Source organism: Shewanella marisflavi, from assembly GCF_002215585.1.
Classification (GTDB): Bacteria; Pseudomonadota; Gammaproteobacteria; order Enterobacterales; family Shewanellaceae; genus Shewanella; species Shewanella marisflavi.
Genome location: NZ_CP022272.1, coordinates 1,237,719 through 1,260,912, shown reverse-complemented (window position 1 = coordinate 1,260,912; position 23,194 = coordinate 1,237,719). Strand labels below are relative to the sequence as shown.

The 23,194-nt window shown below is 50.1% G+C and carries 21 protein-coding genes; 10 read left to right on the top strand and 11 right to left on the bottom strand.

All coding sequences use genetic code 11. The features are described 5' to 3' along the window. Window positions 1–192 precede the first annotated feature (192 nt). The 4 genes from CFF01_RS05625 (at window position 193) to CFF01_RS05610 (ending at window position 4,499) form a co-directional block, all read left to right on the top strand. A complete protein-coding gene (locus tag CFF01_RS05625) occupies window positions 193–1,749 on the top strand; it encodes a GGDEF domain-containing protein (protein ID WP_033537475.1) in 1,557 nt (518 codons plus the stop codon). A gap of 70 nt (window positions 1,750–1,819) precedes the next feature. Beyond that, a complete protein-coding gene (gene ppnN, locus CFF01_RS05620; protein WP_033537474.1) occupies window positions 1,820–3,172 on the top strand; it encodes a nucleotide 5'-monophosphate nucleosidase PpnN in 1,353 nt (450 codons plus the stop codon). Between the two features lie 18 nt (window positions 3,173–3,190). Then, the gene (xni, locus tag CFF01_RS05615) at window positions 3,191–3,961 is read left to right on the top strand and encodes a flap endonuclease Xni (RefSeq protein WP_088904143.1); all 771 of its coding nucleotides are present in this window, start codon (window positions 3,191–3,193) and stop codon (window positions 3,959–3,961) included. 151 nt (window positions 3,962–4,112) lie between these two features. Then, window positions 4,113–4,499, top strand: a complete 387-nt coding sequence (locus CFF01_RS05610) for a DUF3192 domain-containing protein (protein WP_033537472.1) — start codon at window positions 4,113–4,115, stop codon at window positions 4,497–4,499. Window positions 4,500–4,523: 24 nt separating this feature from the next. On the opposite strand, the gene CFF01_RS05605 is transcribed toward CFF01_RS05610, so the two are convergent. Together CFF01_RS05605 and CFF01_RS05600 are read right to left on the bottom strand one after the other, a co-directional pair. Next, the gene (locus CFF01_RS05605; protein ID WP_232479512.1) at window positions 4,524–4,994 is read right to left on the bottom strand and encodes a methyltransferase family protein; all 471 of its coding nucleotides are present in this window, start codon (window positions 4,992–4,994) and stop codon (window positions 4,524–4,526) included. Between the two features lie 96 nt (window positions 4,995–5,090). Then, window positions 5,091–7,904 carry a S9 family peptidase gene (locus CFF01_RS05600; RefSeq protein ID WP_088904141.1) on the bottom strand — a complete coding sequence of 938 codons (2,814 nt, stop codon included), beginning with the start codon at window positions 7,902–7,904 and terminating at the stop codon, window positions 5,091–5,093. Between the two features lie 266 nt (window positions 7,905–8,170). On the opposite strand from CFF01_RS05600, the gene CFF01_RS05595 reads away from it, so the two are divergent. After that, a complete protein-coding gene (locus CFF01_RS05595) occupies window positions 8,171–9,178 on the top strand; it encodes an isocitrate dehydrogenase (protein WP_033537469.1) in 1,008 nt (335 codons plus the stop codon). A gap of 125 nt (window positions 9,179–9,303) precedes the next feature. On the opposite strand, the gene rlmM is transcribed toward CFF01_RS05595, so the two are convergent. The 4 genes from rlmM to CFF01_RS05575 all read right to left on the bottom strand — a co-directional run bounded on the left by rlmM (window position 9,304) and on the right by CFF01_RS05575 (window position 12,529). Further along, a complete protein-coding gene (rlmM, locus tag CFF01_RS05590; protein WP_088904140.1) occupies window positions 9,304–10,395 on the bottom strand; it encodes a 23S rRNA (cytidine(2498)-2'-O)-methyltransferase RlmM in 1,092 nt (363 codons plus the stop codon). A 98-nt stretch (window positions 10,396–10,493) separates the two neighbouring features. Further along, window positions 10,494–10,883, bottom strand: coding sequence for a DUF423 domain-containing protein (locus tag CFF01_RS05585; protein WP_088904139.1), 390 nt, complete (start codon window positions 10,881–10,883; stop codon window positions 10,494–10,496). Continuing rightward, the gene (locus CFF01_RS05580; protein ID WP_088904138.1) at window positions 10,876–11,571 is read right to left on the bottom strand and encodes an alpha/beta fold hydrolase; all 696 of its coding nucleotides are present in this window, start codon (window positions 11,569–11,571) and stop codon (window positions 10,876–10,878) included. Before CFF01_RS05580 ends, CFF01_RS05585 begins: the two co-directional genes overlap by 8 nt. 46 nt (window positions 11,572–11,617) lie before the next feature. Then, window positions 11,618–12,529, bottom strand: a complete 912-nt coding sequence (locus tag CFF01_RS05575; protein WP_033537466.1) for a transcriptional regulator GcvA — start codon at window positions 12,527–12,529, stop codon at window positions 11,618–11,620. Between the two features lie 182 nt (window positions 12,530–12,711). Between CFF01_RS05575 and CFF01_RS05570 the strand changes: the two genes are divergently transcribed. Continuing rightward, window positions 12,712–12,942, top strand: a complete 231-nt coding sequence (locus tag CFF01_RS05570; RefSeq protein WP_033537465.1) for a hypothetical protein — start codon at window positions 12,712–12,714, stop codon at window positions 12,940–12,942. A 233-nt stretch (window positions 12,943–13,175) separates the two neighbouring features. Here CFF01_RS05570 and thiI read toward each other — a convergent pair whose 3' ends face one another. From thiI to pomA, 3 genes are all read right to left on the bottom strand, one after another. After that, entirely contained in the window at window positions 13,176–14,633 is a 1,458-nt protein-coding gene (gene thiI / locus CFF01_RS05565; RefSeq protein ID WP_033537464.1) for a tRNA uracil 4-sulfurtransferase ThiI, read from the bottom strand. Between the two features lie 233 nt (window positions 14,634–14,866). After that, window positions 14,867–15,811 (bottom strand): flagellar motor protein MotB, encoded by a 945-nt coding sequence (locus tag CFF01_RS05560; RefSeq protein WP_088904137.1) that lies wholly within the window; start codon window positions 15,809–15,811, stop codon window positions 14,867–14,869. 4 nt (window positions 15,812–15,815) lie between these two features. After that, the gene (pomA, locus tag CFF01_RS05555) at window positions 15,816–16,583 is read right to left on the bottom strand and encodes a flagellar motor protein PomA (protein WP_033537462.1); all 768 of its coding nucleotides are present in this window, start codon (window positions 16,581–16,583) and stop codon (window positions 15,816–15,818) included. A 395-nt stretch (window positions 16,584–16,978) separates the two neighbouring features. Between pomA and xseB the strand changes: the two genes are divergently transcribed. From xseB to dxs, 3 genes are read left to right on the top strand one after another with little or no spacing between them, the layout of a single operon-like run. Next, a complete protein-coding gene (gene xseB, locus CFF01_RS05550; protein WP_033537461.1) occupies window positions 16,979–17,218 on the top strand; it encodes an exodeoxyribonuclease VII small subunit in 240 nt (79 codons plus the stop codon). Further along, a complete protein-coding gene (gene ispA / locus CFF01_RS05545) occupies window positions 17,219–18,100 on the top strand; it encodes a (2E,6E)-farnesyl diphosphate synthase (RefSeq protein WP_088904136.1) in 882 nt (293 codons plus the stop codon). It begins immediately after the preceding gene. Window positions 18,101–18,122: 22 nt separating this feature from the next. Next, entirely contained in the window at window positions 18,123–19,991 is a 1,869-nt protein-coding gene (dxs, locus tag CFF01_RS05540; RefSeq protein WP_088904135.1) for a 1-deoxy-D-xylulose-5-phosphate synthase, read from the top strand. Between the two features lie 67 nt (window positions 19,992–20,058). Here dxs and grpE read toward each other — a convergent pair whose 3' ends face one another. Then, window positions 20,059–20,676, bottom strand: coding sequence for a nucleotide exchange factor GrpE (grpE, locus tag CFF01_RS05535; RefSeq protein ID WP_033537458.1), 618 nt, complete (start codon window positions 20,674–20,676; stop codon window positions 20,059–20,061). Between the two features lie 361 nt (window positions 20,677–21,037). Here grpE and nadK point away from each other — a divergent pair, with 361 nt between their 5' ends. Then, entirely contained in the window at window positions 21,038–21,916 is an 879-nt protein-coding gene (nadK, locus tag CFF01_RS05530; protein ID WP_033537457.1) for an NAD(+) kinase, read from the top strand. A 102-nt stretch (window positions 21,917–22,018) separates the two neighbouring features. On the opposite strand, the gene CFF01_RS05525 is transcribed toward nadK, so the two are convergent. Next, a complete protein-coding gene (locus tag CFF01_RS05525; RefSeq protein ID WP_088904134.1) occupies window positions 22,019–23,083 on the bottom strand; it encodes a TonB family protein in 1,065 nt (354 codons plus the stop codon). Window positions 23,084–23,194: the final 111 nt, after the last annotated feature.

Genomic DNA, 23,194 nt, shown 5'->3' with positions numbered 1-23,194 from the left:
ATTTAACGAAACTATCCTGCGTGGGTCACATACCCTCTAACGTTTATTTGCATAACCTATTGGATCGGATACCATTGAAGTCATACAGGTCTCTATTAGCCAATGGTAAAATAATTCGGCGACTTCTATGCGCATTACCAAATAGAAGTTTCAACTTTCAACCTACGCTGAAGCTTATTTACAAGGTCTAGAATGAAAGACGCGATGACAAGCCTTTCCAAGGTATCACTCCTTCAGCAGAAACTTCATTCTGCCAAATCTGCATTAGCTGAACTCACCGAGCAAAAAGCCCAAAGCCAAAACTCGCTATTGCAATTTATTGGTCACCTTAGCCTGGCCTGTAAGGGTCAAAGCATTGAACTCGACAACAAGCTGGCCAAGCTACGCCACAACCTGAGCACTATCGAACATATCGATGAAGCATTACCCGATCTGCTCGAGGTGGAGCAACTTCTCAAGCAGCAATACCACCATGTAATAAGTCAGCTCGAAGAGGGGCGGACCAGTCTCTCTAAGGTGATTCGTCAGCTACAGCGTGTCGACTCTGTACCGGAAAAACTCAAAAAAGAGCTCGCCTATTATAAGCAAGATCTCAGTAAGCCATTTCATACCTATTGGGATTATTTCCCCAAAGTAGAGCGGCTGGTTGGCTTTTTCGAAGCCATCATGAATGAGCAGCTCAACCAGGGCGATAAGTTAGTCGTACTACCCAAGCACAGACAGCAGGCTCATGAGTTGGCGCAGATGATCTCAGAGATCGAGTTTCGTAAAGATCAGCGCGATCAGGTGTTAGTGATCAAAGATTATCTGGCCGCCGAGATTGATGTTGATGGGCTAATAGATGCCTACCAGACCATACTCTCACTGCTGCTGGAAAATATCGCCCTAGAAAAAAGTGCCTCACAGGAATTTCTCTACGCGCTCAATGATGCCCTCTCTGCGGTGCGTGAGGTGGTCAACGACTCCTATAACAGCAACCAGCGCAGCTATCAGCTCAAGAAACAGCTCAACCGCGAGATCAACTCGCGCGTCGATAACGTTGGTGATGCCATTATCGACATTGACGATCTCGGCCAACTCAAGTTACAGGTCACCGAACAGCTCGCCTCGATTCGCACCGCGCTAGGACGTAAAGAAGCGCTTGAACAACGTGAACAGGCGATGCTGCGCAAGTCGATGGAAACCATGCGCGATGAGCTTAACGAGCTGAGTAAAGAAGCCAACGCCTACAAAGAGCGCCTGTTTGAACAGCAAAAGCTCAACCTGCTCGATACCCTGACCCAGCTGCCCAATCGTGCGGCGCTGGAAGAGCGTATGGAACAGGAGTTCCGCAACTACCAGCGCCATCGTCATCCACTCTGGGTCGCCGTGGCAGACATAGATCACTTCAAATCGATCAATGATAACTTTGGTCACAGCACTGGCGATAAGACGCTGCAGGTGATTGCCATGGCGCTAAAGAACTCGCTGCGTGAATCTGAGTTTGTGGCTCGCTATGGCGGCGAAGAGTTTGTGCTACTTATCCCTGACGTCTCGGCCAGCGATATTGAGCACCTGTTGAACCGCGTACGTGAGAAAGTAAAAAATATTCCTTTTAAATTTAAAAATCAGAGAATTACAGTTACAGTATCAATAGGTGCTGCACAAATTCTTGAAAACGAACAGATAAGCGAAACCTTCGAACGCGCCGACGCAGCACTCTACAAGGCCAAACATGAAAGCAGAGACAGAGTGATTATTGACGCCTAACCCAGGGCAACCTGGGTATTTCATCCTTTCCCCGGGTGTCATGGCTTGCGTCTACTGCTAAGGAGTCGCCATGATCGTCAATATCAGTCCCAGAGGCAGCATGGATCAACTTTCCCAGTTGGAAGTCGATCGCCTCAAGCAAAATGCCAGTAGTGAACTCTACCAACTCTTTCGCAACTGCTCTTTGGCAGTGCTCGCCTCTGGATTAGAGAGCGATGACGCTTGCAGTTTATTTGAGCAGTACCGCAATTTTAATATCAATGTACTGCGACGTGAACGCGGCATCAAAATTGAACTGGTTAACCCGCCCGAAGCGGCCTTTGTCGATGGCAATATCATTGCTGGCATTCAAGAGCATCTTTTTGCCGTGCTGAGGGATATCGTCTATATCAGCGATCGCTACGACAACCTCAAAAATATCAATTTAACCAACTCTAACCATATCACCAATGTGGTGTTCGATATCTTGCGTAACGCTCAGGTTATTCCTCGCCAAGAGCCTAACATAGTGGTCTGTTGGGGGGGGCACAGTATCAATTCAACAGAGTATCAATACACCCGCGAAGTGGGTTATGAGTTGGGACTACGCAGCATGGATATCTGCACCGGCTGTGGACCCGGCGCCATGGAGGGGCCGATGAAAGGCGCCACCATTGGTCATGCCAAACAAAGGGTACGCACTGCGCGTTATATCGGTTTAACTGAGCCCAGCATTATTGCCGCCGAGCCTCCCAATCAGATCGTCAATGAGCTGGTGATATTGCCAGATATCGAAAAGCGCCTCGAGGCATTCGTGCGCTTAGGTCATGGCATAGTGATCTTCCCCGGCGGCGCGGGTACTGCGGAGGAGCTACTCTATCTGCTGGGGATCTTACTTTGCAAAGAGAACGCCAACATTCCGTTCCCCTTGGTGCTCACAGGCCCGAGAGACAGCGCCGAATACTTTATTAAGATAGATGAGTTTATTGGCGCGACCCTGGGCGAAGAAGCACAAAACAAGTATGAAATCGTTATCGACGATCCTGTGCGCGTTGCGCGGATCATGAGCCATGGTATGACTGTGATTAAGCAACACCGTAGAGATACTGGCGATTCCTATCAATACAACTGGTCACTCAAGATAGAACCTGAATTTCAGCTGCCCTTTACCCCAGATCATGAGATCATGGGCAATCTCAATCTCTACTTTCAGCACAACAAGGCTGAGCTGGCCGCCAACCTGAGACGTGCTTTTTCTGGTATAGTCGCGGGTAACGTCAAGATGGATACCATGAGAGAGATAGAGCGTTTAGGCCCCTTCGAGCTCAGAGGCGACAAAGAGTTAATGAGATTGATGGACACCCTATTACAGGCTTTCGTCAGTCAGCAACGTATGAAGCTGCCCGGCAGCGAATATGTGCCCTGCTACCGAATCGCCACTTAACTTAACGCTAGATAGACGATGAATCGATTTTTAATCATAGATGGACTCAACCTGGTGCGGCGCATACACGCCGCCCAGCCCGATGAAAATGATGTCAATGGACTACCAGAGCGCGTGACATCTGCCTGTCGTAAACTCATGGCCAAACATCAACCCACACATGTAGCCCTCGTATGGGACGGCGATGCCATCTCCTGGCGTAAACAGCTATATCAAGATTATAAGAAAGGCCGCAAGCCGATGCCCACGGCCTTAAGCGATGCCCTACCTAATCTAAAGGAGCATCTGGCGCAGCGAGGATTTCACTCCATCGATGCCAATGCCGAAGCCGATGATGTGATTGCAACCCTGGCCAGTAAGACGGTTAAAGCTAAGGGGAAAGCGCTTATCATCTCCACCGATAAAGGCTTCACCCAGTTGCTCGGCCCTGGCATCAGCCTATGGGACTACTTTAACCAGCAACAGATCACTATCGAAGATCGCGAGCAGCAATTGGGCGTCGACCGCAGTCAGTTCATCGATTATCTTGCCATGGCTGGCGACAGCGGCAATAAGATCCCCGGCATACCCGGAATAGGTCCCAAATCGGCCTGTGAACTACTCAAAACCTTTCGAACTTTGGCCAATGTGTATGCCTCTCTCGATAAGATTGGCGCCAAACAGGCTAAGAAACTCGAAGCCGGCAGGTCAATGGCCAGGCTGAGCTACAAGCTGGTGCAACTGCAAACCGATATCCCCCTAAACACCCGCCTGGCGAATTTCAGGGCAGAACAACCGACTCAGGCGTAAACATTCGGTTACTTATTTCTTGGCTTTCAGGCCATCACAAGCGAAAACGGTACTACCATACGTTTTTCATCTGCTTTATATTGTAACCAATATGTTGCGGTGGATTATTCACTGCAGATGCGCACGCTACATGGAAGGACCTCTACGAAATATGAAATCTAAAGTCCCAGTGATCATAGGCACTATCTTTGCGGCCTATCTTGCCTTTGTCGCCGTCGTGGTGCTGGTTTATGAGCCAACACCTGATGATATGGATTGGGAGGACAGGCAAGCCTACAACAATGCAAAACTCACCGAGTTATCTATAGGCCAACCCATAGAGCAGATAAAGACCCTCTTGGGTAAGGCTGACTTTTCCGAGGCCAAAAGCAGTAACAACGACACACTACAGGTGCTGTTCTATCGTACCCACCACAGCAAATCTGATGGTGAAACCACCCGAGATGAATGTACGCCGCTGCTGTTTAAAAATAATAAGCTAATCGCCTGGGGACAAGATACTTACCAGCAATATCTCAACTCTCCCATCGGCGGCTGAGCACTACACCTCGAAATGGCGCTGTTATAACCAGCGCCTCACCCTCTGTTGATACGCACCATACTCCTTGGGAAATTTAGCCAACAGATAAGCCTCTTCACGACGAATAGCCAGCCAATAGACTGCCGCGCAGGCAGGCAAGGTGCTGAGCAATAGCCAGGGGGATCCCAGCATGATCCCCAGCCCCACAGGAAAGCCACAAAAAGCCACATAGATGGGGTTGCGGCTATAAGCGTAATAGCCAGAGGTGATGATGTGTTTCGTGGGCTTCCACGGCTCGATTGCCGTCTGACGCCGCTTAAAGATCAACATGATATGTAATAACACCAGGCAAGTAGCCAGCAAGATTAGCCCGCCGCCGACCTGGCCAACCGGATGAGGTGTTAGCGCTAGTGGACAGATCCGCTCCAAGGCGTAACCAGCCCCCATGGCAACCAGAAAAATTAACGGTGGCGGCACTTTTACCCTGGCGCCTCGGCGATCCTCTCCTGTCATATGCTTCTCCATAAATTCGCTATCTCCTGACCAAACCAACCATTTCTTCGCACAAAAAAGCCGGGCACTTGCCCGGCTTGATGTATCGAGAAGAGGTTAACCCGCCTTCTTATACTCCTGATAGGCCTCTCCTTCAGAGAGCCATTTAGGCGCTGGCTTGCCTTTCAAATAATGCTCAAAGTATTGCATCATACGCAGGCTATAGTCGAGCTTGTTTGGGTACTTCTTCAGATGATGAGGTTCATCCTGGTACTGCAGGAACACCACATCCTTACCCGCGCGGCGCATCGCTAGGTACAGCTCAACGCCCTGCTCCCAAGGCACGGCATCATCTTTATCACCAAACATGATCATCATAGGTGTCTTAATGCGCTCAACATAGAAAACGGGTGAGTTTTCGATATATTTCTGCGGCGCCTTAAACAGACTCTCACCGATACGGCTCTGACCCGTTTCATACTGGAACTGACGTGCCAGACCAGTACCGTGACGAATACCACTGTAGGCGCTGGTCATGTTAGATACAGGTGCACCGGTAACTGCCGCCTTGAAGATAGAGGTCTGAGTGACGGCAAAGGCTGTCTGATAACCACCCCATGAGTGCCCCTGAATACCCACGGCATCGGCATCAGCAATGCCCATATCAATCAACTTCTGCACACCAGAGGTCAAGGCCTGCACTGAGCTGGCGCCAGGGTAACCTACCTCAAAGCGAATATCGGGCAAGAAGATGGCATAACCATTATCGGCATACCAGGCAAAGTTAGGTCTGTGGTTAAGCTTCATATCAGGGAAGGCGTGCAGCCTGTCACTCATAAAGCGATAGAAATAAACCAGCACAGGATAGCGTTTACCCGCCACATAATTAGATGGCTTAATTAACACACCATCGAGTGGCTTACCGTCACCATTTGTCCAATGCACCAACTCGGCCTTGCCCCAATCAAGCTGACGTTTCTGATCGTCTAAACGTGTCTGACGCTTTGCCTGCTGCGGACTCAACAACTTACTGGCGTAAAGATCTGGGTAGAGATCATAACGCTCTTTGGAAAAGAGAATGGCATCGCTCTGTTCGGCGCGGGCCAACAATTTAAGCTTGTAATCGCCTTCCATCAAAGGCTTAACGCCAGAGACGCCTACCTTGGCTTCATAGAACCCATCACCCTTGGTGCGCTCGTTGTAGCCGTGAAGCAGCAAGGTTTGGTTTTCCTTAAGCAGATCCGGCTTGTCCTCTCTTTCTAGCAGACCTGTGACACGATACTGGATCTGCGTCTTACGTCCCTTGGCTGCGGTTATGCGAAACGCATCGAAAGAGTCGGTATTGAACTGCCAGATATCGTACTTATCATAGGCAAGAAACGCCGAACCATCTTCAAGCCAAGGCCCCAGACCATAACCTGGTGCTGCCGAAGGGTAGTCATGGTCTTCGTCAGCAAATGGCGTCTTAAAGTCTTTAGTCAGTTTAACCCGACTATCCTGGGCGATCTGATAAAGGAAAATATTACCCTGCTGGTAATAGGCGACGAATCGCTCGTTAGGTGATAGCGATGGCTTTTGACCTACAGGTTGCTGGATCAAGAACGCCTGCTTGCGTCCCGTATTGAGATCCACCAAATAGTAATCGCGGTAGAAACCCGCCCAAGTGATCATCTTTAGATATGGCACATCAGTGCTGGCTAGCACGAAGCGCTGCTGTTGACCTAACTCGATATCAGGCACCGTCTGATCGGCCAGTTGCACCACTTGCTTGGAGCCCAGATGCAGCACAGCCAAATAGGTGCGTTTAAGCTCCTTCTTGTACTGTTTTACCTCGTTAGGCTTAATGCGCGGGTCATCACCATGCCAAACCCTCAGCTCACGCTGTCCGGTGATCACTTGGTTGTCATAAAGATCTTCTCTCTTGGTCACCTTAGGCAACTCAAGCTGCTGGCTCACCTCAGGCACACGGCCGAAAAAGAGTCGCTTGCTGTCGTCTGAGAAAGTCAGCTCGCTGTAACGATTTAAGGTCCACTCCTTGGTGTTAGCCACCTGGTGCAGCGTCTCATCTGCCGTCTGATACAAGGCTAGGTGATATTCACGCCCCCAAGGCGCATCAGCTGCCTTGCCATAGGTGTAGGCGATATATTTACCATCTTCACTGACCGACACAGCGCCGATCTGCTGATCCACATATCCCGAAACCACCTGCAAGTCGCCACTATTGAGGTCCAGGCGCTGAACCCTGTGCAGATTGTTGGCCGCATCATTTTGCGCAACCACTAGGGAATGACCCACTTTGTCAAAATAGTAAGCCGTAACATGGGCTAACTTTTCACTGCTGCCGGTCTTTAGGTTGACCAGCTCTAAGGTCCGCCCTTCATCAAACTTGTCGACCTTTGACGGCTTCTCTGTCTCAGATGCCTTAGGCTTACTGTTCTTATCGCTACTTTGCCCGTCATCATCCGCGTCGTTATCGGCCTCTTCACCCGCCTCATACCAGATGGCCAAATGACTCCCCCTTTCATTAAAGGCAAACTGCTTTACCTTGTCATAGCGAGTCTCTTTACCCGTTTGAGTGTCGACTAAGACAACGCCTGACTTCAGTTTTTTGCGCGCCTTGGGCGTGGCTTTTTCCTGCTCAAGTAGACTAGGCGCCAAGGTGAAAGCGGCGAAACGACCATCGTGGCTGATAATAGGTTTGCTACCACCTGCCACACTAAAGCTAGTGTCTGCATCGAGACGTTTCACCAAGCCATGGCTATCGCCTCTATCAGGGCTTACCTCTACGGCGAAAGCATTGCCTTTTGCCGACAGGACAGGTTTATTGAGGGATTCGAATTTCATGATGACATCGGGTGTCACATCGGCGCTAAATGCGGCGCAAGAAAAAAGACTGGCACATAACAAAGATAGGGTTGGTAATGGCTTCAAGGTCTTCCTCGTTTTAACTTGTTATTAACGGACGTTAGACTAAAGTAGACTTTTTTAACGCTTAAGGATCAATCATCGTGATTAGCCTCTATTATTGCAAGTTAGCCTACACAAAAAAACGTGAGATTGCTCACTATTTCCTGTAAAATTTGCGCGAAAGTAGTTAAAATAAAGCCGATAAGATTCTAAAAATTCATAGTCATAAAACCGTGTCTTTCGACATGGTCAGACAATAGCAGTAACGACCAACCGTGGAAGGACTCTCCATGTCAAAAAGAACAATTACCGTTATCCCAGGTGATGGGATTGGCCCGAGCATAATCGACTCAGCAATCAAGATCTTAGATAAAGCCGGATGTGATTTCGAATACGAGTTCGCCGATGCTGGCCTAGCCGCACTTGAGAAGCAAGGTGAACTTCTACCCCAACGCACACTAGACCTGATTGAAAAGAACCGTATCACCCTAAAAGGGCCGCTAACCACCCCTGTTGGCGAAGGCTTTACCTCAATCAACGTCACTTTACGTAAAAAATTCAGCCTTTACGCAAACGTACGCCCTGTATTGTCTTTTAAAGGTACTCAGGCTCGTTACGACAATATCGATATCATCACGGTACGTGAAAACACCGAGGGGATGTACTCAGGCTTAGGCCAAACGGTTTCTGAAGACGGTGCCACCGCCGAAGCCACCAGTATCATCACCCGTCAGGGCGCAGAGCAGATCACTACCTTCGCCTACGAGCTAGCGCGTAAAGAGGGTCGTAAGAAGGTCACTATCGTACACAAGGCTAACATCATGAAGTCAACTTCAGGCCTGTTCCTGAAAGTGGCTCGCGAAGTAAGCCAGCGTTACCCAGACATCACCACTGAAGAGATGATTGTCGACGCGACCTGTATGAAACTGGTGATGAACCCAGAAAACTTCGACGTGATCGTAACCACTAACCTGTTTGGCGATATCCTATCGGATCTTTGCGCCGGTCTGGTTGGCGGCCTGGGGATGGCACCGGGTGCCAACATAGGTAAAAACGCAGCGATCTTCGAAGCGGTTCACGGCAGTGCGCCAGATATCGCAGGTAAGAACCTGGCGAACCCCACCTCAGTGATCCTGGCATCGATTCAGATGCTGGAATACTTAGGTATGTCAGACAAGGCACAAGCTATTCGTAACGCGGTTTCAGCCGTTATCGAAGAAGGCGACCGTACTACCCGCGACTTGGGCGGTACTCATGGTACGACTGACTTTACTCAGGCGGTTATCGAACGTCTGTAATCGACACCTGAAGGTCAATCAGTGACAAAAAAGCCCCGCTTAACGCGGGGCTTTTTATTAGCTGTTTGTCTCGTCCTGAAATATGTTTACACACTTAGCACATTTAGCTAGCACGCTGAGCAAAGTTAACCGAAATTAAAACCTACACCTGGGCGCAACCAGAGATGCACAGTCACTTCGTCTCTGTCGTGGTAAAGATGCTTACAGGCTAGGTGGAAGTCATCGATGCCATTTTCCCTCAGCACCTCTTTCATGGTTGCTAAGATGGTCGACACCTCTTTATAACGGCTCTTCATCGGCAGCTTAAGGTTAAAGATCGCTTCCTTAAACCAGCCGTTAATCGCCCAGGCCTCCATCAGCTCGGCCACACGCGAAGGCTTCTCAACCATGTCGCACACCAGCCAGTAGATATTCTTCTTTGGCGGCTCGAAACGGAATCCATCGGCCTGATAGTGTCTCACCTGACCGGTATCCATCAAATTCTGCGCCATGGGGCCGTTATCAACCGCCGCCACAAACATACCGCGACGCACCAACTGATAGGTCCAGCCACCAGGGCAGGCACCGAGATCCACCGAGTTCATACCACTGCGCAGGCGCTGTTCCTGTTCTGACTTAGGAATGAAGTGGATAAAGGCTTCATCCAACTTGAGCGTCGAGCGACTCGGCGCATCGCTAGCCATCTTGAGTCTCGGGATCCCCATAAAATAGGGCGAACTGTTATGACTAAGCGAATAACCCACATAAGCGGTTCCCGGGCCAACAAAGCAGACATGGATAATGGGTCGCTTAGGGTTTTCTTTCTCAAGCAGGGCGCCGCTGCGTTTCAGTGCCTGTCTCAAAGGCACGGTAAATTTACGGCAGAAAGTGGAGAGCTCTTTGGCCTCATTAGTATCAGGCGTCTCAACCCTCAGTTCACCCGCCTTATGTACCTTCGCCAGCGCTTCGACGATAGGCGTCACCCGATCACCCTCAGGAAGGTCCTTTAGCAGCTCATTGGCGGCAAACATCTGGCGGGTAAAGATCAAAGAGTCCAGCTCAAGCTTCTCCGCCAAGAGATCCGCATCTCCCACTTGAAAACACTGGAAGATCACATAACCATCGTTACGGTTTGTCTTTACAAAGCCGCCAATATTCAGCTCCGCGGCCCGCTCTTGAATCTCGGCGGCGCAGTCTTTCTCGTAGCCGGCACGGCAATATAAAAATAGGTTTATCATCAGAACTTCCTGAATAAAAAATGGCGACCCACACAATTGGCCGCCATTCTACACTTTCTCGAAAATGAATACGATTATCTTAATGCTTTAGCCACAGGCTAATCATCCAGCTCCACTACGCGATTACGCCACACGGCCACCGCAATAAACAACCAGCCGACCAGGAAGCAAACGCCTCCAATAGGCGTTACCGGGCCCGTCCACTTACTGCCGACCAGCACATAGAGATAAAGCGAGCCGGAAAACAGTACTATGCCCAACAGAAACAGATAACCTGCCCAGTCAATCAAACGCGACTTGAGCCAATGGCCACTAAAGGCAACGGCTATCAGGGCAAAGGTATGATAAAACTGATACTCAACCCCAAGGTTAAAAATGTCGAGCATCTCGGGTGTCGTGACCTGCTTGAGTCCGTGAGCACCAAAAGCCCCTAAGGCAACGGCTAAAAAACCGCTTAGCGCTGCTAGCAATAAAAACCCTTTACGCATCTAACCCCCTAATAAAATGGATACTATGTGAGACAGCTAGATCCAGATTAGCGCCTAGACTGGTACCTGACGACTTTCTTGGTTGAAAACTATGATCGCCATCGGCTAACCACTCAAGTTTTGCACTATAGGAGGCAAGCCAAGGTTCCACCTGCCCCTTGGCGCCAAACTTATCCCGCTCACCTTGAAGGATCAGTAGCGGTGCTTGGCACTCGGCGATAGGCTCAAGTCTGGGGTTACCCCCTTTAAGCGGCACGAAGGGGTAACCTAGACAGATCACCCCATCGAGTGGCATCTCAGCCCCCAGAATGGTGGCCATACGTCCTCCCATGGATTTCCCCATGACCACTAAGCGTTTGGGCTGATATACCTGGCGCAGGGTATCGAGATGCACAGAGAAATCTTTTAATAGCTTAGGCGCGCGATCCGGCGGGCGGCGCTTGCCATCAATGGCATTATTGCGCATATAAGGAAAGTTAAACCTAACCACGGCCACGCCCTGCTCTGCGAGCTTAGCGGCCATCTGCGCCATAAAGTCGTGCTCCATGTTGGCCCCGGCCCCGTGCGCCAACACCACCAGGGTATCGCTCTGGAGTTGTTGCGCCTTAATTGGGCCCGAAAACAGACACTGGCTAGGCGGTAACTCGGCCGCGCCAAGCCGTTCATTCAATACTTGCGTAAAACTCATCTTATCCCTTAATAATGGCGAGGCACCTTAAATGCCCGCCAATAGATTATCCCGGCAACAACTCGCTACGAGACTCCTCTTCAAACATGTCTAGCATCCACTTTCTAAAGGCCACGATCTTACCTATCTCGGCATGATTCTGCTGACACACTAGATAGTAAGCGTTTTTACTAACGAGCACTTCGGGGAAAGGACAGACCAAGCGTCCAGCCTTGATGTCGGGTCGGGCCAATACACTATAACCCAGCGCGACACCCTGACCATGAGCAGCAGCCTGTAACACCAAGGAGGAGTGACTAAAGATAGGCCCCTGATTCACATTAATATCATTAATCCCACATTGTCTAAACCAAGCCTGCCAATCATGGCGGCTGGAATCGTGCAATAAGGTGTGATGTCTAAGGTCGCTCGGCTCAGATAAAGGCTTAGGTCCATTAAGTAAAAGCGGAGAACAAACGGGGATCAACACCTCGTTTCTTAGCTTATCGGCACGCACGCCAGGCCAGTTGCCCATGCCGTAATAGATGGCCACGTCTACGTCATCGGTCAGGCTACTGGTTTCATCATCCACCGCCTTGATACGCACATCGATATCGGGATTATTCTCACTAAAATTAGCCAGACGAGGCACCAACCACTGAATAGCAAAACTCGGTGAAGTGCTTACCGTTAGTGAACCGATGGCACTTCGAGCCAATAATCTATCTGTGGCATCAGCAAGTTGAACAAAAATATCTTTGATGTCGAGAAAATAGCCCTGCCCCTCTTCGGTCAATAGCAAGGAACGGTTCTTACGACGGAAAAGTTTTAGCCCTAAATATTCTTCTAATGCTTTAATTTGATGACTTACCGCGGCCTGTGTCACAAAAAGTTCTTCCGCGGCGCGCGTAAAGCTTAAGTGACGGGCAGCAGCTTCAAATGCCTTCACTGCATTCAATGGAGGTAAACGTCTCGACATAGTGATCCTTGTCTCACATTTTAATTAGTTTTTCTAATCCGTATTGTTACATTTTATCGTTTGTAAAGGGAAGGGTTTTTGGTTAAATTTTGCGCCAACGAAATGAGTATAGTTAGACAGCCTCGACGACGTATATGGGGAGTGTCTGACACCCCAAGATATGCCGCCCGGAGGCGACCACTATGATTAACTTTAAAACTGTATTTGCCATCGCACTGCTCTCAGCATCAACTGCTGCAACCGCCGATGAGATAGTTATCGACACCGCAGATCTGCATGCATCTATCAGTGCACAACTGGCCGAAGGCTTAGAACAGATGCAACAAGATCTTAACGAAGACCTTAACGCTATTCTGGTCGCTCAAAAAGATGAGCAGCAAGAAACCAGCATCAGTGCTCAACGCGCTGAATAATCTCAAAGCCTTTTCAATTAAGCCGCATCTTTGATGCGGCTTTTTTATGCCCATGATTACCCACAACAACTACCCACGAGTGAGGCATCAGCCCAGTTAAATTACGTCAGCCCCTCAATAAATCCAAGCATTTATAGCTGTAATAGTGAGAGTCGCTCATAAAAAAGGCTGCCCACTGGCAGCCTCTATCTTTAACACTTAGTTCCCGTCACTACACTGACACCTACAAAGCGCTATACAGGACGATAGACCTTAACGTTGTGATATCCCTGCTCTTGAAGGTAAAGCGCCTGTAGCTTGCTCATGACGCCTCTATCGCAATAAAGCAGATAGGTCTTCTCTTTGTCCAGATCGGCAAACTGAGTCGCTAACTTAAAGAAGGGAATACACTTTACTTCTATGCCATCAAGGGCAAGCGGACTCTGCTCTTCCTCTTCCGGTGCGCGAATATCCACCACCACTTCACCGCCCGACACCGCATCAACCGTCTCAGTCTCGGTGATCTTAGTATCCATGCTGGCAGCGATATCGCGAATATCAATCACCTCGGCGGCAGCCACTACTCGCTCAATTAAGTCTTCGGAGAACTTCTCCTCCTCGGCGAGAATCTTACCCATCACAGCTTTCACCGTCGGCTTTTGCGAGATAACACCGCAATATTCAGGGATCGACTTGGCAAAGTCTTCAGTACCTATCTCGCGACTTATATTAATGATGTCTTGCTTATCCATCACGATCAGCGGACGCAGAATCAACATATCTGTGCTGCGGTCAATCACGTTTAGATTGGTCAGGGTCTGACTCGAGACCTGCCCCATAGCTTCACCCGTCACCAAGGCCTGAATACCCATCTTCTCGGCGATAAGGCTGGCGGCACGCATCATCATACGCTTGAGGATAACCCCCATCTGACCGTTATCGACCTTCTCTAGGATCTCCTGCACCACAGGGTCAAAGGGAACTGAGATGAATTTCACCTTGTGTGACTCGCCATACTTCTGCCACAGATGATAGGCCACCTGCTTCACACCAATCTCATGCTGGTCGCCGCCCAGATTAAAGAAACAGTAATGGGTACGAGAACCACGCTTGATAAACTGGAAACTAGAAACGCCAGAGTCGAAGCCGCCAGAGATCAATGACAATACATCTTCCTGAGTTGCCATCGGGAAGCCTCCCAGACCTTGGATACGCTTCTCAACCAGATAAAGGTTTTCCTTATCTATCTCAAGGTTGACCGTCATATCGGGATTCTTAAGCCTAACCCCAGCCGCTTCGGTAAACTGATTTAGCCCACCACCAACATAACGCTCAACCTCTATCGAGTTAAAATCGTGTTGGCCACTACGCTTAACCCGCACACAAAACGTTTTACCGGCTAACTGCTCTTTATAAAGCGCCAAGGTTTGCTGATAGATATCGTCGACTGACTCGAAGGTGCTCTCGCGCACCTGCAGAACATGGGCAATACCTGGAATACAGGCGAGACGCTCGGCATAACGCTCAATCATCTCTGGTTTGTCTTCTGGCACCCTGACCATGATCTTATCCCACTGACGCTGTACTTTGGCCTCTTCATCGACCTTACGCAGCACATTGCGGATATTGGTTTCAAGCATCTTGGTAAAACGCATTCTTACCGGTTTGCTTTTCATCATGATTTCAGGAAACAGTTTTACGATAAATTTCATGGGCGTTCCGAGGGAATAAATTTAAACAGCAATCTTGCCATTATACCAAGCCCACTGCACAAATGCCCATAAATCAGCGGCTCGGGAAGGATTTTCTGCCATGTCAGGCAGAAGTGAGCACTTTTTATTCAGCGATGCCTTGCCAGCTCACAAGGGATAGGGCCTAGCCTGAGTAATGGAAATGCAAAAAGTCCACCTAAGTGGACTTTTTCATTATGGAGCTTTATTTCATTTTACTGCCCAACGAGGATCTCATCGGACTCCTTCGCCTTGCCTTGCTCAATCGCAATTTCAACTCGGCGGTTGCGGGCGCGGTTATCGGCGGAGTCATTGGGCACTAACGGCGCGGTACTGGCCATGCCAACAACCTTCATACGCTGCTGATCAAACCCTGAAACGCGTACCAGCTCATGGGCGACGGCCACAGCACGCTTGCTGGAGAGATCCCAGTTAGAACTGTAAAGCTCGTTACTGATCTTCATATCGTCGGTGTGACCCGAAACGGTAATGATCCCCGGCACATCCTTGAGCAGCTCACCCACGCGACGCACTACAGGCTTAAACCTAGGCTGAAGGAAACCTGAACCCGATGAAAAAGCCCCTTTCTCTCGGATGCGAATAATGATCTGCTGCCCGAGAGATTCAATCTCGATCGCCCCATCGACGATCTCCTTATTGAGCTCCTGGGCCATCTTTTTCACCTGATCATTGATCTGATCCTGTGATGCTGCCTCTTGCTGCTGTTGCTTGGCCTGCGCTTCAGCGTCAGACTCTTCCTGAGCCGTCGATGATGCCTCGCCACCACGTTGCTCACCCTGCTGTTGCTGCACGCCGCCGGCGCTATCATCTTCACCGGCCTGCACCTCAATGATGGGCTCAGTCATCTCGTTGGTTTGTTGGTTAATGATCTCAATCGGTGTGGGTTCTGGTTTACCAGGGCGAAACTCCAGTGCGATCACCGAGGTTCCCTTGGGAATGTCTTTAACTTCGACCTTATTCTGTACCCCAAAGGCATACTTCATCGACCCGGCGATCTGCTTGAACTTCATGACGTCCATCTCAGAGAAGGCGAGCAGCAAGACGAAAAAACACATCAGCAGCGACATGAGGTCGGCAAAAGTTGCCAACCACATAGGCGCCCCGGCTGGAGGGCAATCGCATTTGACCTTCTTAGCCATCTGGCTATTCCCCGTCCGTCGTGTCTATCTCTCGCTGTTTCTCCGAGAGGTAATTCTTCAAGAATCCCTCGATGACCCTTGGGTTTTGGCCATCTTGAATAGCCAAAACCGCATCCATAATAAGGTTTCGATTAAGCATCTCTTCACTCATGCGTAGCGTGAGTTTGTCGGCAATAGGCAAGGCCACCATGTTGGCAAGAATGGCACCATAGAGAGTCGTCAACAAGGCTACCGCCATCGCAGGCCCAATCGACTTAGGATCATCCATGTTAGACAACATGGCCACCAGACCGATAAGGGTACCAATCATCCCCATGGCGGGCGCCACATCCCCCAGCGCCTTAAAGATACCGATTCCGGTTTTATGGCGCTCTTCGGTGAGGGCGATATCTTTTTCCAGCGCCTCACGTACTACGTCACCATCATGCCCATCGACGAGCATGTCGACCGCTTTTTGCATAAAGCTGTTGCTGATCTCCGCCTCCTCAAGGGCCAAAAAGCCCCCTTTACGGGCGGCATCGGCCATAGTGACCGCCTGCTCGATCAGCTCATCCGGCTTATCTATCTTGAACATAAAGGCTTTGGCCGCGATCTTGACCGAACCGAGGAACTGTTTGAGGTTGTATTTCATCATCACCACAAACAAAGAGCCTATCAATACGATTAGCACTGAATTCACATCGATAAATATGGCAATGCCGCCACTACCGATCATAGCTCCGATAATAAAACCAAACGCACCAATTAGGCCTATCAGGGTCGCTAAATCCACAACTCTTCCTCTTATACAGTATCGGCTATTGCTAATATCTCGGCCTAATGACCAAGCTCTCAGTCAACACCATAATCATCTCGAGACGGATATCCACTCTACTCACTCTTATAATCTAAGACATCTCATTTGCGCTGGGTGGTGACATAAAAGTCGCCAATTAGACATGAATTCACCTAACCGCAGGCGGGAGTTTACGATATAATATCTGACAAAATTGAGTATTGTTCTAATTCAATTATCGGACAGCTTACACGCAAGTTTAGCTACAAATTCAATTTTTTATAAAAAAACCTCCTTAAAGCGTGCTATTGCACAAATATACGACAGCGCAATTTGACCCCTAAGGTCGACTGAGATACTTTGTCTGTCGCTAAATTCTTGGGAAAATCACCGTGGCCAAAAAACCTGAAAACCTGACCTTCGAAGAGTCGCTCACAGAATTAGAACAGATCGTCACCAGCTTAGAGCAAGGCGATGTGGCTTTAGACGACGCCCTCAAACAATTTGAACGCGGCATCAATCTGGTCAGAAATAGCCAAGGCAAACTCGAACAGGCCCAACAGAAAGTCTCCATCTTGACCCAGGAACAGGATCAACCCAGCTTGCAACCCTATCTGCCAGAGGGCGAATAATTGCTAAACGAAGCGATAACGCGATACCAGCAGCGCGTCGATGAACAGCTGCGCCATTTTATCAAGGCACAAGGCGAGACTGAGCCACAACTGAAGGCCGCCATGAAACATGGCGCCCTGATCGGCGGCAAGCGTATCCGCCCTTTTCTGGTCTATGCCATCGGCGAAATGCTTAATGTGCCACTGGAAAGACTCGATGCCTGCGCCGCTGCCATCGAATGTATTCATGCCTACTCTTTGATCCATGACGATCTCCCCGCCATGGATGACGATGCCCTGCGTCGCGGTCAACCGACTGTACATATCGCCTTTAATGAAGCCACGGCCATACTGGCAGGTGATGCCCTGCAAACCCTGGCGTTTGAAATCATCAGCCGAGAAGAGAGCGAACTCACCGCCGAGCAGCAACTGGCCATGGTACGGGCTCTCGCCAAAGCCTCGGGTTACAGCGGCATGTGTGGTGGTCAGGCGATGGATCTTAACGCCACAGATAAGCAGATAGATCTCGACACATTAAAACGACTTCACAGATTAAAAACCGGTGCGTTAATTCGCTGCGCAGTAGAATTACCTATCATTGCTGCCAAGGTCACAGATGAACAAGCTCGCCATCTGTTAACATTTGCCGATGCAATAGGTCTCGCCTTTCAGGTACAAGATGATGTACTGGATATTATTGCCAGCACAGAAGAGCTAGGGAAACCCCAGGGATCGGACTGTGAGTCGAACAAAAGTACCTATCCGAAACTACTTGGTTTATCCGGGGCACAAGAGACTGCAAAAAGTTTGATTGAAGACGCCCTATCAGCGCTGGCTAAATTACCATACAATAGCCAGTTAATTGCCGAATTCGCCCGTTTCATCATTGAGCGAAGAGTATAATAAAGAGCCAAAGAATCTCGCTATGAGTTTGGATATTACGAAATACCCTGTGCTGGCACAGGCTGACACCCCCGACGAATTACGACAGCTTCCACAAGGGGTGCTACCAAAACTTGCTGATGAACTCAGAAGTTACCTCCTACAGTCGGTAGGCATTTCCAGCGGCCACTTCGCCTCTGGCCTTGGCACGGTTGAACTGACAGTGGCGCTGCATTATGTCTACAACACGCCATTCGATCGCCTGATCTGGGATGTGGGTCATCAGGCTTACCCCCATAAGATCCTCACTGGCCGCCGTGATAAAATGCACACCATTCGCCAAAAGGGCGGTATTCATCCTTTCCCTTGGCGTGAAGAGAGTGAATATGACACCTTCAGCGTAGGACACTCTGGCACCTCTATCAGTGCCGCGCTAGCCATGGCCGTGGCCGCTGAAAAAGAGCAAGCCGGTCGTAAGGTGGTTGCCGTCATCGGCGATGGCGCCATGACAGGCGGCATGGTATTTGAAGCCATGAACCACGCCGGCGATCTGCACAACGACATGCTGGTCGTACTCAACGACAACGAGATGTCTATCTCGGAAAACGTCGGTGCACTCAACAATCATCTGGCACAGCTGATGTCGGGTCGTCTCTATACCACGATCCGCGAAAACAGTAAGAAGGTGCTCAAGGGAATGCCAGTCATCAAAGAGATGGCTAAGCGCACCGAAGAACACCTAAAAGGCATGGTTGTCCCTGGCACCATGTTCGAAGAGCTCGGCTTTAACTATATCGGCCCTATCGATGGCCATGATGTCGACGCTCTGGTCGAGACGTTACGCAACATGCGTAACCTTTCTGGCCCGCAGATACTGCATATCATGACCAAGAAGGGTCGCGGTTATGAGCCTGCCGAGAAAGATCCTATCGGCTGGCATGCCGTACCTAAGTTTGACCCATCGACCTTCGCAAAACCTGCCGCGAAACCCGCTAACCCCACCTTCTCTCAGGTGTTTGGACGCTGGTTGTGTGACATGGCAGAGAAGGATGACAAGGTACTTGGGATCACCCCCGCCATGCGTGAAGGCTCTGGCATGGTAGAATTTTCTCAGCGTTTCCCGAAACAGTATTTCGACGCCGCCATTGCCGAGCAACACGCGGTCACCCTAGCCGCAGGTTTTGCCTGTGAGGGATATAAACCTGTACTGGCTATCTACTCCACCTTCTTGCAGCGCGGCTATGATCAGCTGATCCACGACGTGGCGCTACAGAAGCTACCGGTGATCTTTGCTATCGACCGCGGCGGTATCGTAGGTCCAGACGGCCCAACCCACCAAGGGGCCTTCGATCTCAGCTATATGCGCGCCATTCCAAACATGGTGATCATGGCACCCTCGGATGAAAACGAATGTCGTCAGATGCTCTACACAGGTTACTGCTATAACGAGGGCCCCACGGCCATACGTTATCCAAGAGGCAGTGCCACAGGAGAGCCTCAGGTTGAAACCATGACGGCGATGGAGATAGGCAAGGGCCTCATCAAACGTCAGGGTAAGAAGATTGCCATCCTTAACTTTGGCACTACGCTCGCCTCGGCGCGTCAGGCCGCAGACGCCTTAGATGCCACCCTGGCCGACATGCGTTTTGTTAAACCACTGGATGTGGCGCTGATTAAACAGCTGGCAGACAGTCATGACCTCTTGGTTACGGTGGAAGAGAACGCCATCATGGGCGGCGCTGGCTCTGGTGTGCTGGAAGTACTACAGCAGCTGAAGCAACCTATGCCTGTGCTCAATATCGGCCTGCCCGATGAGTTTATCAAGCATGGTGAATGCGGCGAGATCCTGGCCGAACTGCAACTCGATGGCCCGGGTATCGAAGCGCAGATCCGCGCCTATCTGGCGGACTAAGCCTGATCCTCAGCCCACAAAAAAGGCCTCTTAATGAGGCCTTTTTTAATCTCTTAAAGCAATCAACTTATGCCTGAGTATCGACGCTCGCGCCGCCCTGAGACACCATCACCATGGCAGGACGCAATAGACGCTCGTTCAGCATATAACCTTTTTGCATTACCATCATCACAGTATTAGCCGGGAACTCTTCGCTTGGCTGCATACCGATCGCCTGATGATGATCAGGGTTAAACGCCTCACCTTGTGGATTCACCTGGGTCAGGCCAAACTTCTCTACCGCACTGGTAAAACTCTTCAGCGTCAACTCTACCCCTTCATAGATCGCCTTAGTGGCTTCATCTTCGGGGCTGGTACCTAGCAGGGCGCGCTCCATGTTATCGATCACAGGCAAAAGCTCATTTGCGAACTTCTCTAGGGCAAACTTATGCGCCTTCTCGACATCGATAGCCGCGCGGCGACGTACGTTATCCACTTCGGCAGCGGCGCGAATCACAGAATCCTTCTGCTCTTCCACTTTAGCCTCGGCAGCTGCCAGGGCTTGTTCTAGCTCTTCAACACGGAAATTAGCTTGGGTAAGTTCGTCCATCAAACTGGCTGCATCTTCAACCACCTCGGTTTCAACTTCTACAGCTTCAGTTTCTTCAATTTGTGGTTCTTGGGCTTTGTCTGACTCTTTGCTCATTGTTACTCCAGCTAAAAATGCTTTGTTTCTGCATGCTCTGGGCATATTATGGGGATCAAATTTGAGGTTTCAAGCCCTAGGGTCTGTTTATCTTTCAGATTTGATTTTTGTTCAATCTAAACGTGTTTTGCTCAAGGCACGTACTGTGTCGCATCCTTATGCTATGTAAATAGCACGCAACACAGAGCTGGGTACGTTTAGATGAACCCTTCAGGCAACTTTATATAGGCGATTTCTACTGGGTTATCGCCCGTTTATGTAGAATAACGACTCGGGCTCTGCCTGATATAAATCGCCCACAAATTGCTGCAAAAACAAATAGGAAAGATCAATAGCCCCTAGGCATAGATCGAACAGAAATATGAGCAAAGCGTTTCAAACAATCGGCTTAATCGGCAAACCCCACCATTCAGGTACGCATAAGACCCTTAAACGCCTGCATCATTGGTTAACCATGCAGTCTTATGATGTTTACGTCGAAGAGCGGGTGGCCGCAGAGATTGGTCCTCAGGTCAAATCGGTCGATCTTTTGCAAATAGGCGAATATTGCGATCTCGCCATTGTCGTAGGCGGCGACGGTAATATGCTGGGTGCTGCAAGGGTGCTCGCACGTTTCGATATCGGCGTAATCGGAGTTAACCGCGGCAATCTAGGCTTCCTGACCGATCTTCCCCCTGATACTTTCGAAGAGGCACTGGGCAAGGTACTGCAAGGCGAGTACGAAACTGAGCACAGGTTCCTACTGGAATCTGAGGTGCACAGGCACGGCGAGATGAAGTCCAGCAATACCGCGGTCAACGAGGCAGTACTTCACCCAGGAAAGATTGCCCATATGATCGAATTTGAGGTCTACATCGACGACAAGTTCATGTACAGCCAGCGCGCTGACGGCATGATAGTCTCGACGCCAACAGGCTCGACCGCCTATTCGCTATCGGCTGGCGGTGCAATTTTAACGCCCAACCTTGAGGCATTAATCTTAGTCCCCATGTTCCCACACACCCTCTCCTGCCGACCTATCGTGGTCGACGCCTGCAGCATCATCAAGCTGGTCGTGTCTCCCCATAATGGCGACGCCTTAGAGGTTAGTTGTGACGGTCACGTCACCCTGCCAGTCTTGCCTGGCGATGAGATCATAGTGCGCCGAAGCTCAGAGCGGCTCAGACTGATCCATCCCAAGGGCTACAACTATTTCCACGTACTAAGAAACAAGCTTGGCTGGGGCAGCAAGCTGTTTTAACCTCGCTGGAAACACTCAGCGGCGATATAGCAAGTGATTCAAGTGGGTAAAGCTGATTGTAGACGGGCAACAAAAAGCCCGAGCTTAGCTCGGGCGTTAAGATTAATTCAGCTGATAGTGTAGCTGCACTGTGACCTCTGCCGGTATCGGCTTTCCGTCGACAAACTTAGGCGCATATCGCCAACGTTTGATCACCTTCAACGATTCCCGGGTAAACAACTGTCCCCCTTCAGAGGCAAGCACCACTGGGTCGCGCACAAAGCCCTGCTCATCCACAGTAAAGCTCATCTGAGTCCACCCCTCCCGGCCGTCTCTGGCGTATGAGAGAGGGTATTTAGGTGGCTCACGGTAGATAGGTGCCTGATCCTGTTCATCTGACCAAGGCCTCATGCTGCCAATGGCCACACAATGCTGAGTCGACTTGTCACTGAAGCCTTCTGCCTCGTAAAGCTCCACCAACCGAGCATGGGCGGCCAGTTTATAGGGGTGACTATAGTCCAGTACAGAGAATTGCTTGACGACCTCCTCCAGCAGGGCGATCGCCTCATCCTCATCTTTCTCCGCCGCCTTAATCATCCCGGCATAGTAAGCAGCCTTAATCCGCGCCATTGCATCGGCTGGCAGCTCATGACGATAGATTTGGTAGGCTTCCAAGGCCTCGTCTCGAATATCTCGGGTATAGAATTGAGTCGAAACCAAACCATGAAAAGTCAGCATCTTTACTTCTGCCTGCAGCAGAGGCTTATCGCTATCCTGGGCGATAGAGATCGCCTGTTGGAATAATTTCACCTTCTCTTTGGAAGCTTCCATGGTCTGCGCCGCACCGATCAAGGGGTCAATAAGCTCCAAGGCATCGTGACCAAAGTGCTGGCGATAGATCTCAATAACATTGTTGAAGTGTTGATGAGCAGTCTGTATCTCATCATTGTCTTGTAGCGCCGTGGCCAAATTAAGCTCAAGGTTGGCGACATCCACACTGCCTGGCTCAAAATAGCCCTGCCCAAGCTCATAGGCTTTCGCTGCGGTGAGCACCACCTTCGCCTTATCTTGCTCGGCAAGTGCCTGCTGATAGGCCGTGTAACTGTCACTAAAAGGGGAAGCGATGCCAAACGGGGCAATAAGATGCGCGCAGACTAATAACGCCGCACCGGAGAAAAACTTTTTCATGAACAAATATCCTTATTTGTGAACGTCCAACATAGGTTTCCGTTGTCAACCTTACCGCTAACAGCCAGGATAGGCCCACCTTGGCACATCCTGCGTATCCACTCTCGGTCT

Excerpts from the sequence above, each read along its gene's own strand:
- CFF01_RS05625 (WP_033537475.1), top strand. The coding sequence starts at position 193 with ATGAAAGACGCGATGACAAGCCTTTCCAAGGTATCACTCCTTCAGCAG.
- ppnN (WP_033537474.1), top strand. The coding sequence starts at position 1,820 with ATGATCGTCAATATCAGTCCCAGAGGCAGCATGGATCAACTTTCCCAG.
- xni (WP_088904143.1), top strand. The coding sequence starts at position 3,191 with ATGAATCGATTTTTAATCATAGATGGACTCAACCTGGTGCGGCGCATA.
- CFF01_RS05610 (WP_033537472.1), top strand. The coding sequence starts at position 4,113 with ATGAAATCTAAAGTCCCAGTGATCATAGGCACTATCTTTGCGGCCTAT.
- CFF01_RS05605 (WP_232479512.1), bottom strand. The coding sequence starts at position 4,994 with ATGACAGGAGAGGATCGCCGAGGCGCCAGGGTAAAAGTGCCGCCACCG.
- CFF01_RS05595 (WP_033537469.1), top strand. The coding sequence starts at position 8,171 with ATGTCAAAAAGAACAATTACCGTTATCCCAGGTGATGGGATTGGCCCG.
- rlmM (WP_088904140.1), bottom strand. The coding sequence starts at position 10,395 with ATGATAAACCTATTTTTATATTGCCGTGCCGGCTACGAGAAAGACTGC.
- CFF01_RS05585 (WP_088904139.1), bottom strand. The coding sequence starts at position 10,883 with ATGCGTAAAGGGTTTTTATTGCTAGCAGCGCTAAGCGGTTTTTTAGCC.
- CFF01_RS05580 (WP_088904138.1), bottom strand. The coding sequence starts at position 11,571 with ATGAGTTTTACGCAAGTATTGAATGAACGGCTTGGCGCGGCCGAGTTA.
- CFF01_RS05575 (WP_033537466.1), bottom strand. The coding sequence starts at position 12,529 with ATGTCGAGACGTTTACCTCCATTGAATGCAGTGAAGGCATTTGAAGCT.
- CFF01_RS05570 (WP_033537465.1), top strand. The coding sequence starts at position 12,712 with ATGATTAACTTTAAAACTGTATTTGCCATCGCACTGCTCTCAGCATCA.
- thiI (WP_033537464.1), bottom strand. The coding sequence starts at position 14,633 with ATGAAATTTATCGTAAAACTGTTTCCTGAAATCATGATGAAAAGCAAA.
- CFF01_RS05560 (WP_088904137.1), bottom strand. The coding sequence starts at position 15,811 with ATGGCTAAGAAGGTCAAATGCGATTGCCCTCCAGCCGGGGCGCCTATG.
- dxs (WP_088904135.1), top strand. The coding sequence starts at position 18,123 with ATGAGTTTGGATATTACGAAATACCCTGTGCTGGCACAGGCTGACACC.
- grpE (WP_033537458.1), bottom strand. The coding sequence starts at position 20,676 with ATGAGCAAAGAGTCAGACAAAGCCCAAGAACCACAAATTGAAGAAACT.
- nadK (WP_033537457.1), top strand. The coding sequence starts at position 21,038 with ATGAGCAAAGCGTTTCAAACAATCGGCTTAATCGGCAAACCCCACCAT.
- CFF01_RS05525 (WP_088904134.1), bottom strand. The coding sequence starts at position 23,083 with ATGAAAAAGTTTTTCTCCGGTGCGGCGTTATTAGTCTGCGCGCATCTT.